The following is a 9839-nucleotide window of genomic DNA, read 5'->3' on the forward strand; positions in this document are numbered from 1 at the left end:
GCCTACCGCGAGGGCGGCTGGTGGGTGGGGATCGCCACGGCCGCGGGGTTCTTCGTCGCCTTCGCGCTGGGGTGAGTCAGCGGGTCATGCGGCGTCGCGCGCGCGTCATCATGCGCGGTACGAGTCTGCGGTGCGCGAGGCCGGCCAGTGCGAAGTACGCCCTGCCGAGCCGATTGCGGTAGCGCACAACGGTCGTCAGGGTCACCGTGCCGTTTGTGACGCGAACCGAGGCGACGAACTCGAGCATCGGCATGGTCTTGCCGGTGAGGTGTTCGGTGTCCGAGCTCGCCAGGTCGGGAAAGGCGTTCCGGCCGAAGATGGCGTGCGTCCAGGCGGCGGGGTCGGTGCCGGCGCCGGGCGGCACAGACACGGAGTAGGCGTCGACATAGTCGGGGTCGGCGATGGCCGCGTGCGCGAGCGGCGCCGAGGAGGAAATCGACATGTCGCCCACCGTAGCCCGCCCGGTTGAACACCCATTGACAGCAGCTCAGCTGCGGATTCTCTGCGGGCAGGTATCATTCGCCGCCTAGCAGTGGCGGTAACGGGGCGCGTCGAATACGCTTCGCCGCGGATGAAGACGCCTCATGGAGGGACGAGTGATCACTCCGCACAGGCCGGAGGACGTGGCCGAAGCCCGGCATACCGTGCCATTGACCCAGCTGATACACCTCATGGCGGAGTATCAGCAGCTCGGCGCACACCGTGACACCTTCCTCGCCACGCCCGCCGACGACACCTTCGTGCGCGGCTGCGGCATCATCGCGGGCACCATCGCGACCATCGGCGTGATCACCGCCGCCGTCGGCTCCTGGCAGGGCGGGGTGTCACTGCTCGTGATCGCCGCCGTCCCCGTCCTGCTCGCGCTGCGCCGCGGAATCCTCAACCGGCAGAACCGAGCCGCGCGGATCGACCTGTTCGACCACGGGGTGACGGTCTACCGTTCCGGTCAGCGGGTCGCCGGATTCCGTTGGGACAGCACCGAAGTGCGGCAGCAGATGATCCCCTTCCACGACACCGCGGCCGTGTCCTACGTCCTCGACCTCACCGGGCCCGGCAGCGCCGAGACCACCATCGACGAAGAGGGTTTCGCCCGCGCCCGCGAATGGGCCCGCGCCATCCAATCCGCCGTCACCGCAACGCAACTCCCCCTCGCCGTCGCCGCCATCGACAACGGCGAAACCGTCACCTTCGGCGACCTCGGCCTCTCCCTGGACGCCCTCACCTGGCGCGGCGAGTCCTTCCCCTGGGAGAACATCCAGCTCATCGACGCCCGCAGCGGCCACATCCGTGTCAAACACGCGGGCACCTGGCTCTCCCTCACCCCCGTGAGCACCATCCCCAACTTCTATATCTTCAACGAACTCGCCGAACGTCTGCGGCTGACGCCGGTGGGCTGAAATCAGCACCTACACAGGAGTTTCTCCGGGCTCCTTCTTCTTCGACAGGCGGATCAGGCTACCGATGCCCGCCCAGAGCAACATGGCCCCGATTCCGATCTTCGCCCAGTCGATCGCGTTGTTGGCGAACCTCACGTCCTCGTAGCCGCCTCCGGATTTCGCAGTGGCGCACGTTTCGCCCGGTTTCAGGTCGTAGCCCGAGAAGTCGAGGACGAAGATGTTCCAGGTCGGGCAGGTGACCACGTCATTGAGCAGACCGAACACCCCGGACAGCACCAGCCAGCCGCAGATACCAGCGAGTATCACACTGAACACCCAGTACTTGCGCACCGTTCGGACGATCGCCATGCCAGCTCCCCGATTACGGCGAGGGCCTGTTGCCCGACGATCGGCCTGCCCCCGCTACCCTTCCGCGGCCGCCGGATACCAGGGCGACCGATAGACATGCTGCCAGAGACCCCGCCCGCGCCACGGGCTGGGGCGCGTTTCACTGCAGACTGATAGGTTCGGTTCGAAGGAGAGGGGAGAAAAATGGGCGAGACCTTACTTGCTGTGCCCAGCGAGATCGCTGGTCTGGGGAATCTCACCAACGAGGTCGGTGCGGACGCCAACAACGCGGCAAATTTTATCGGCCAGCACGGCCAACCCGCCGATTGGCTGCACGGACCGATCATCGATGACTTGATCCGACCATTCATCGAAGTCGCCAACGCCACCAAGGTACGGATGGCGCTGGCAGCCCGCACCACGCAGGATACAGGCACGGAGCTCAATAAGGCTGCCTGGATGTACCACGACCAAGACCAGCAGAATTACGACGCACTCAACAGCCACACCATGTACCTCGACGACGGACAGCCGTCGAGTAGTGGAGTCGAGCGTTCAGGAATCACCCAACAATACGATGGTGCGGCCACCTACAACAAGCCCAAGAAATTCGAGCTGAAGGAGCCACAGGCCAACAAGGAAGACACCGCGGAGCTGATCGGTCAGATAGCACCGACACTCAAGGACGTCAACGACACCATCAAAGATGTCGCACGTATGGCGGGCAAGGACATCGATCCGCTGGGAATGTGCCTCGACAAGATACCGGGGAACTGGAGCGAAATCCGACGAATCGGAGAGGCTCACAAAGCTGCCGGAAACGGCATGGAAGCATGCGGCGACAACCTCGAGTCCGGGATGAAACAGGTTGATCGGTCCTGGAATGGCAAGGCAGCGCTTTCCTTCAACGACTGGGCCAACAAGCAGATTCCCGCAATGAAGTGGGAGGGGCCTGTCGGACGTGTGGTCAGTGACGCTTTCGGTGTCGTGGCAAACGAGATCAGAGAAGCGATCCGAGTTGTTCTCACCAAACTGTGGGACGTCATCGAGAGCCAGGTCGATTTTTCCGACCTGAAGGGCGCTTTCAAGACGGTGTTTCGAAAGGTGCCAATAGTCGGCACAACCTATGAATTGGTCTCACTGGGTTTGAAATTTGCCGAGATCGTCCAATTCGCCGTCGATGCGGTCAAGAAGATCAAAGAACTTGTCGACAAGGTGATCAAGCTGCTCGATTTCCTCAAGGATCCGGTTGAGGGAGGGAAGCAGATGGTGGACGACTACATGGCACCGGTGATGGACAAGGTCGCTGACGCAACGCACAAGGCCGCGATAGCGCAAGATCTCGCGAAGATATCGCAGGTAAACGACACCCTCAACAGTCCTGATACCGGATACGAGATCGGATCCGGTACACAGCCATGGGCGGACGCATGAACCAGCTGATCGGTTCACGCGTTCGTGCGAGTCGACTTGCCGCAGGCGCTATCGCCGCGCTGGCTGTGGCGACGGCCGCGTGCGGAACAGGTGAAGGGACCGGTCCAACTCCGGCTCCGCCGCCACCATCGAGTACCACGTTCGCCAAACCAGTGCCGCCCGGGCCGTCACAAACTGGATTGAAGAACCCGGTGACCTTCGATCCGTGCGTCCGAATCGGCGATGACCTCGTCACCGAGACCGGATTTTCTCCGGCCACCCGTGCACGGTCCGCGGGCGAATCCGCCACGGACACGCTGGTAGTCATCGGATGTTCGTTCTACCGCGTGGCGACAGTCGATCGCGAGGAGGCGATTCTCGCCGGCCTCACCGTTCAAGCAACAAACTCGAAGTTCGCCGAAGTCGAGACCAGCTCAGAGTTCCAGGATGTCGTGGACAAGTACGAAATCAATGGCCGAAGCGCTGTCCTGTACATGCTCAAAGCGCTGCCTGGAACGTGCACCGCAGCAGTCGCCACCGACGAAGGCATGCTTCGGATGACATACATGCCTGTCGCAGCGGATTCCGTCGGACCTTGTGACCACGTGCGCAAGATCGCTCCGGCACTGGCCACCAGCCTGGATTCGAAGTAGTCACATACCGGAAGGAAATGATGGCCTCACCACAATGGCGGGGTAGATCCGAGCCGAATCTCGACTCCGGCGTCGAAGCGCTCGTGCGCGAGGTGATGGGCGCTGTCGATGATCTACGAACCGCACGCATCCAATTGGAGAACCTGGACGTTGATGCGGTGATGGCGGAACCGACGACCGTGGACGCCGCCTTCATGTCGGCTATGGCAGCAGCCGACGAGGCATCACCCGCACTGGTCGCCTTTGCCGCACGAGTGTCGGAGGGCGAATGCGCTTGGAGTGAGATCGAGTTCGCCGCCAGACCGGTACCGCCCGAGGTCGACGAACTGAAGAACTCACCGCGGTTCGTTTGGCCGTGGGATCGTCCGGCGCCACCGGAACCGTCGTTCCCGCCGCGGGCAAAACATGATCCCGGTGTTGTCGGCCCCAGTGACTGGCCTGATGACCTCGACGAGTATCCCGACGAAGGGCGGTCGTGGCTGGTCTGATCTGCCAGGACGCAGATGTTTCCAGGCCGAGAAAGACAGACCGAAGGCCGGTCCACCGTGGGTGGACCGGCCTTCGGGGACTTGCGGGGACCAGCTGATCCGGGGGATCAGAAGTCCATGCCGCCCATGCCACCGGTCGGGTCGCCCGCGGGGGCGGCCTTCTCCGGCTTGTCGGCGACGACGGCCTCGGTGGTGAGGAACAGGGCCGCGATGGAGGCCGCGTTCTGCAGGGCCGAGCGGGTGACCTTGACCGGGTCGGCGACGCCGGCGGCCAGCAGGTCCTCGTACTCGTTGGTCTGGGCGTTGAGGCCCTGACCGGCGGGCAGGTTGGAAACCTTCTCGGCGACCACGCCGGGCTCGAGGCCGGCGTTGAAGGCGATCTGCTTCAGCGGAGCCGACAGCGCCACGCGGACGATGTTGGCACCGGTGGCCTCGTCGCCCTCGAGCTTCAGCTCGTCCAGCGCGGGGGCCGACTGCAGCAGGGCCACGCCACCACCGGCGACGATGCCCTCTTCGACGGCAGCCTTCGCGTTGCGGACGGCGTCCTCGATGCGGTGCTTGCGCTCCTTGAGCTCGACCTCGGTCGCGGCGCCGGCCTTGATGACCGCGACACCGCCGGCCAGCTTGGCCAGACGCTCCTGCAGCTTCTCACGGTCGTAGTCGGAGTCCGAGTTCTCGATCTCGCTGCGGATCTGCGCCACGCGGCCCTTGATGGCCTCCGCGTCGCCCGCGCCCTCGACGATGGTGGTCTCGTCCTTGGTGACGACGACCTTGCGGGCCTGGCCCAGCAGCTCCAGACCGGCGGTCTCCAGGGAGAGGCCGACCTCTTCGCTGATGACCTCGCCACCGGTGAGGATGGCGATGTCGGCGAGCTGCGCCTTGCGGCGGTCACCGAAGCCGGGCGCCTTGACGGCGACGGACTTGAAGGTGCCACGGATCTTGTTCACGACCAGGGTCGACAGGGCCTCGCCCTCGACGTCCTCGGCGATGATCAGCAGCGGCTTGCCGGCCTGGATGACCTTCTCCAGCAGCGGCAGCAGGTCCTTGACGGTCGAGATCTTCGACGACACCAGCAGGATGTACGGGTCCTCGAGGACCGCTTCCTGACGCTCGGGGTCGGTCACGAAGTAACCGGAGATGTAGCCCTTGTCGAAGCGCATGCCCTCGGTGAGCTCCAGCTGGAGCCCGAAGGTGTTGCTCTCCTCGACGGTGATGACGCCTTCCTTGCCGACCTTGTCCATGGCCTCGGCGATCAGCTCACCGATGGACGGGTCGCCGGCCGAGATACCTGCGGTGGCAGCGATCTGCTCCTTGGTCTCGACCTCCTTGGCGGTGTCGAGCAGCTTGGCGGTGACGGCCTCGACGGCCTTCTCGATGCCGCGCTTCAGGCCCAGCGGGTTGGCGCCGGCCGCGACGTTGCGCAGACCCTCACGCACGAGCGCCTGGGCGAGCACGGTGGCGGTGGTGGTGCCGTCGCCCGCGACGTCGTCGGTCTTCTTGGCGACTTCCTTGACCAGCTCGGCGCCGATCTTCTCGTACGGGTCCTCGAGGTCGATCTCCTTGGCGATGGACACACCATCGTTGGTGATCGTGGGGGCGCCCCACTTCTTCTCGAGCACGACGTTGCGACCCTTCGGGCCCAGCGTCACCTTGACAGCGTCGGCGAGGGCGTTCAGACCCCGCTCGAGACCGCGACGGGCCTCTTCGTCGTACGCAATTGTCTTGGCCATTGCGTTGAGATCCTCCACATGTCTATGGCTGACACACGAGACGACCACAGGTTGGATCGCCCCAAAGTACGCTGGCCAGGTGCGGTGCCCGCGACGGACGACCGAGGGTGTCGATGGAACCCGGTCTCACCGTCCCGACCTGGCACTCAACAGATGCGAGTGCCAAGCCATTTTTAGCACTCGGGTGGTGAGAGTGCAAGGTCGCGCCCGGCACGGCCGGGCGCGGCCCGGACCTCAGGGCTGCTTCTCCTGGGCGGCCAGGAACTGATTCAGCAACTCGACGAGTTCGGCCTCTACGACAGCCTTGTCCAGACCGAGGCCGCTGAGCACGCCCGTCCCGTTCTCCTGCTCGAGCAGCGCGAGCAGGATGTGCTCGGTGCCGATGTAGTTGTGGCCGAGGCGCAGCGCCTCCCGAAAGGTCAGTTCGAGGACCTTCTTCGTGTCGCCGTCGAACGGGATGAGGGCGGGCACCTCGCCGTCGGTGGCGGGCAGCGAGGCGACGGCGGCCGCGCGCACGGCATCGAGCGAGACACCGCGCGCCACGATTTCGCGCGCGGCCAGCCCTTCCGCCTGACCGATCAGGCCGAGGATCAGGTGACCGAGCGCGATCTGGCTGCTGTCGGTCTTCCTGGCCTCCTCCTGCGCGCCGACGACCACCTGCCTGGCGCGATCGGTGAACTTGGCGAACCCGGCCTGCGGATCCATGGCGGCGGTATCGCTGGGCCCCTTGGGGACGAACCGCTTCTGCACGGCTTGCTTGCTGACGCCCATGCTGGCGCCGATATCGGTCCAGGACGCGCCGGAGCGGCGGGCCTGGTCGACGAAGTGGCCGATGAGGTGGTCGGCGGTCTCGCCGAGGTGATTGGCGGCGACCACGGCGTCGGAGAGCTGGTCGAGGACGTTGTCGGGACGGGCCTTCTTGATGCCGTCGATCAGATCGTCGAGGCGGAAGTTCGGAGTGCTCATAGCGTCAACTCTAAGTTGACGACGCATGATCGTCAACCATTAGTTGACGATCATGTCGTGGCAGAGTTGTCGGCATGGGGAGAGATCGGAGCGCGGCCCGGTGGGCAGTGCGCGGCGTGGGGGTCTTCGTGACGCTGGTGTGCCGCCGCCCGTCCGCGCCGTCGCCGATCCGCCTCAGCGCAGGCCTGCGGCCCGGCCCGCGAAGCGCACGATGTTCTCCTTCACCCATGCGCCGGTGCGGCCACGGAGGACGCGCTCTGCCGGGGTGTCATCTGGGTTCAGGAACTGGATGACGGCGTCGTGGCGGCCGAGGCTGAGGCATTGGAGGTGGTAGCGGAAGGTCATCGGCTTCGGTTCCGTGCCGCGTGCGCGCGCCCCGATTGCTTTCGCGGCGTAGCTGCCGGTGGGAAGTGCTGTCGCGCAGGCCATTCGGAGGGGGCGGTCGCCGGGGACGGTGACCAGGGCGGCATCACCGACGGCGTAGATGTCCGGGCGTGAGAGCGAGCGCAGGGTTTCGTCGGTGCGGATGCGACCGTGCTCGTCCACGTCGAGACCGGCTGTACGTGCCAGGTCGGGGACGGTGAAACCGGCGGTCCAGACCACAGCGGTGGCGGGCAACACGGCGCCGTCGACGAGCCGTACACCGTCGGGCAGCACCTCGGCGACCTTGACGCCGGAACGGATCTCGACCCCGAGACGGGTCAACGTGGTGCGGATGTGCTCGACGGCGCGCGCGGAGAGCCAGGAGCCCGGCTCCTCCGACCCGAGCAGGGTGACCCGAGTCGCCGAATCACCGCCTGCTTCGGCGAGTTCGGCCGCGAGTTCGATGCCGGTGGATCCGGCTCCGACGACGATCACCCGGCCCGACGGCAGCGCACGCAGGTCTTCGGGAGTCGCGACGGAGTGCGCGTATTCGGCGATGCCCGGCACGCTCGACCGGTCGGCCGCGCTGCCGAGCGCGTAGACGAGAGTGTCGTAACCGATGGACCATTCACCGTCGAGGTCGACGCGCTTCGCGGCCGGGTCGAGCGCTGTGACTCGCGCGCGGATGTATTCGATGCCCTTGCGCTCCAGCATCTCCCGCAGGTCCCAGTGCCGGATCGACTGGCCCGCCGCCGCCTGGTGCAGACGCACCCGTTCGACGAACTCCGCGCGCGTGTCGACCACGGTGACCGTGGTGTCGCGTGTCTTCGCCAAGCGGCGCGCGGCACTGAGCCCCGCGTACCCCGCACCGAGGACGACGATTCGCTGCTGCCCGGTCATGTGTGGCTCCTCTCGATATTGCCGACACCGACCAGACCGCGTGGCCGCCGGATTCCTGACAGCCCGCGACGGTGATCCAGCTCACGCCTCGGCGGCCACCAGGAAACCGAGCTTGTCCGGGTTCACCACGATGCGCACCGCGTCGACCAGCCCGGCGCCGTCGACATCGAAGAACATCACCGAACTCGCCACCACACCGTCCTCGCGCACGATCAGCGCCAGTTCGCCGTTGACCTCGGCGAAGTCGAATGTGCTCGCCGGGGTGAGGAATTTGGTGAGGCCGAGCAGGTAGCGCGCGACCTGGTCGGCGCCGGTGACCGGGCGCCTGGCCGCGGTGACCTGGCCGCCGCCATCGGCCATCGACACGATGTCCTCGGCGAGCAGCGCCCGCAGGCCGTCGAGGTCGCCGGTCGCCGCCGCCAGCAGGAAGCGTTCGATGAGGGTACGCGCCTCGGCGGCGGGCACCGTGAAGCGCGGTTTGTCGGCGCGCACCCGGCCACTCGCGCGGTGCAGGATCTGCTGGGAGTTGGCTTCGGAGAGCTCGAGCATCGCGGCGATCTCCGCGTGCGGATACCCGAACGCCTCGCGCAGCACGAAGACCGCTCGCTCCACCGGGTTGAGCCGCTCCATCGCGGTGAGCAGCGCGAGCGACACCGATTCGCGCTCCTCGACGGTCTCCAGCGGGCCGAGCGCGCCCGCCCCGGTCGGCACCGGTTCGGGCAGCCAGGGGCCGACATAGGTCTCACGGCGAGCCCGCGCCGAGACCAGCGCCGTGCGGCAGAGATTGACGGTGACGGTGGTCAGCCAGGCCTCGACATTGCCGATCGCGGCGCGGTCGGCCGCGGCCCAGCGCAGGTAGACCTCCTGCACCGCGTCCTCGGCCTCGCTCGCGGCACCGAGCATCCGATACGCCAGCGCGAACAACCGCGGCCGATGCCGGAGGTACTCCTCGACCCCGTCGGACTCCACCACTCCCCCTCCGCTCACGCACCCACCGTAGCGGCGCGCCCTGCCGGGAAACCGCAGCGGTCACACCGACCGATCAAACCGCCCCAACTCACCGAGACGTTGTCGGCCCCCGCACCGCCAAGAGGCGAGAGGTAACGCCGCAGACCGGTTTTCCGGCCGCCTCACCACCAAGAAGCAAGAGGTAACGCCACAGACCGGTTTTCGGCCGCCTCGCCGCCGAGGGGCAAGAGGTAACGCCGCAGACCGGATTTCCGGCCGCCTCGCCGCCGAGGGGCAAGAGGTAACGCCGCAGACCGGATTTCCGGCCGCCTCGCCGCCGAGGGGCAAGAGGTAACCCCGCAGACCGGATTTCCGGCCGCCTCGCCGCCGAGGGGCGCGAGGTAACTCCGCAGACCGGTTTTCGGCCGCCTCGCCGCCGAGGGGCGCGAGGTAACCCCGCAGACCGGTTTTCGGCCGCCGGGGCGGGCCCGCGCGGGGGGCGCGGGCCCCCGCCGCGCGGGATACACCCACGCGGCGGGCGCGGCCCGAAAGGCTACCTGGCAGCACACGCCGTCCTCGAGCAGGGAGCAGCGGCGGGCCACGAGCACGCTGACGCAGAGCCCCCGCCCGTCCATCCGACGGTCGGCACCGCGG

10 protein-coding genes and 1 pseudogene are annotated in these 9839 nt (G+C 66.6%); 5 read left to right on the forward strand and 6 right to left on the reverse strand.

Annotated elements, in window-relative coordinates; all coding sequences use genetic code 11:
• Positions 1-75 (forward strand): annotated as a pseudogene (locus tag QH270_RS07175) (ZIP family metal transporter); the annotation flags it as partial.
• Between the two features lies 1 nt (position 76).
• Here QH270_RS07175 and QH270_RS07180 read toward each other — a convergent pair.
• The gene (locus QH270_RS07180; protein ID WP_280339684.1) at positions 77-442 is read right to left on the reverse strand and encodes a DUF2867 domain-containing protein; all 366 of its coding nucleotides are present in this window, start codon (positions 440-442) and stop codon (positions 77-79) included.
• Between the two features lie 154 nt (positions 443-596).
• On the opposite strand from QH270_RS07180, the gene QH270_RS07185 reads away from it, so the two are divergent.
• Complete coding sequence (locus QH270_RS07185; protein ID WP_280339686.1) at positions 597-1397, forward strand: DUF6585 family protein; 801 nt, start codon at positions 597-599, stop codon at positions 1395-1397.
• A 9-nt stretch (positions 1398-1406) separates the two neighbouring features.
• Here QH270_RS07185 and QH270_RS07190 read toward each other — a convergent pair whose 3' ends face one another.
• Positions 1407-1745, reverse strand: a complete 339-nt coding sequence (locus QH270_RS07190; protein WP_280339688.1) for a hypothetical protein — start codon at positions 1743-1745, stop codon at positions 1407-1409.
• A gap of 183 nt (positions 1746-1928) precedes the next feature.
• Between QH270_RS07190 and QH270_RS07195 the strand changes: the two genes are divergently transcribed.
• From QH270_RS07195 to QH270_RS07205, 3 genes are read left to right on the forward strand one after another with little or no spacing between them, the layout of a single operon-like run.
• Positions 1929-3158, forward strand: a complete 1230-nt coding sequence (locus tag QH270_RS07195) for a hypothetical protein (protein WP_280339689.1) — start codon at positions 1929-1931, stop codon at positions 3156-3158.
• A complete protein-coding gene (locus QH270_RS07200) occupies positions 3155-3790 on the forward strand; it encodes a DUF3558 family protein (RefSeq protein ID WP_280339691.1) in 636 nt (211 codons plus the stop codon). Before QH270_RS07195 ends, QH270_RS07200 begins: the two co-directional genes overlap by 4 nt.
• A 20-nt stretch (positions 3791-3810) precedes the next feature.
• Positions 3811-4278, forward strand: a complete 468-nt coding sequence (locus QH270_RS07205; protein WP_280339692.1) for a hypothetical protein — start codon at positions 3811-3813, stop codon at positions 4276-4278.
• A gap of 107 nt (positions 4279-4385) precedes the next feature.
• On the opposite strand, the gene groL is transcribed toward QH270_RS07205, so the two are convergent.
• From groL to QH270_RS07225, 4 genes are all read right to left on the reverse strand, one after another.
• Positions 4386-6008 (reverse strand): chaperonin GroEL, encoded by a 1623-nt coding sequence (gene groL / locus QH270_RS07210; protein WP_280339693.1) that lies wholly within the window; start codon positions 6006-6008, stop codon positions 4386-4388.
• Between the two features lie 234 nt (positions 6009-6242).
• Entirely contained in the window at positions 6243-6974 is a 732-nt protein-coding gene (locus QH270_RS07215) for a Clp protease N-terminal domain-containing protein (RefSeq protein ID WP_280339694.1), read from the reverse strand.
• Between the two features lie 174 nt (positions 6975-7148).
• The gene (locus tag QH270_RS07220; protein ID WP_280339696.1) at positions 7149-8237 is read right to left on the reverse strand and encodes an NAD(P)/FAD-dependent oxidoreductase; all 1089 of its coding nucleotides are present in this window, start codon (positions 8235-8237) and stop codon (positions 7149-7151) included.
• An 81-nt stretch (positions 8238-8318) separates the two neighbouring features.
• The gene (locus tag QH270_RS07225; protein ID WP_280339697.1) at positions 8319-9224 is read right to left on the reverse strand and encodes an RNA polymerase sigma-70 factor; all 906 of its coding nucleotides are present in this window, start codon (positions 9222-9224) and stop codon (positions 8319-8321) included.
• Positions 9225-9839 lie beyond the last annotated feature (615 nt).

This window comes from Nocardia neocaledoniensis, from assembly GCF_029868625.1.
GTDB lineage: Bacteria > Actinomycetota > Actinomycetes > Mycobacteriales > Mycobacteriaceae > Nocardia > Nocardia neocaledoniensis_A.

Bases quoted from the DNA above. Each gene is read 5' to 3' on its own strand.
- QH270_RS07215 (WP_280339694.1), bottom strand. From the start codon at position 6,974: ATGAGCACTCCGAACTTCCGCCTCGACGATCTGATCGACGGCATCAAG.
- groL (WP_280339693.1), bottom strand. From the start codon at position 6,008: ATGGCCAAGACAATTGCGTACGACGAAGAGGCCCGTCGCGGTCTCGAG.
- QH270_RS07195 (WP_280339689.1), top strand. From the start codon at position 1,929: ATGGGCGAGACCTTACTTGCTGTGCCCAGCGAGATCGCTGGTCTGGGG.
- QH270_RS07180 (WP_280339684.1), bottom strand. From the start codon at position 442: ATGTCGATTTCCTCCTCGGCGCCGCTCGCGCACGCGGCCATCGCCGAC.
- QH270_RS07205 (WP_280339692.1), top strand. From the start codon at position 3,811: ATGGCCTCACCACAATGGCGGGGTAGATCCGAGCCGAATCTCGACTCC.
- QH270_RS07220 (WP_280339696.1), bottom strand. From the start codon at position 8,237: ATGACCGGGCAGCAGCGAATCGTCGTCCTCGGTGCGGGGTACGCGGGG.
- QH270_RS07200 (WP_280339691.1), top strand. From the start codon at position 3,155: ATGAACCAGCTGATCGGTTCACGCGTTCGTGCGAGTCGACTTGCCGCA.
- QH270_RS07190 (WP_280339688.1), bottom strand. From the start codon at position 1,745: ATGGCGATCGTCCGAACGGTGCGCAAGTACTGGGTGTTCAGTGTGATA.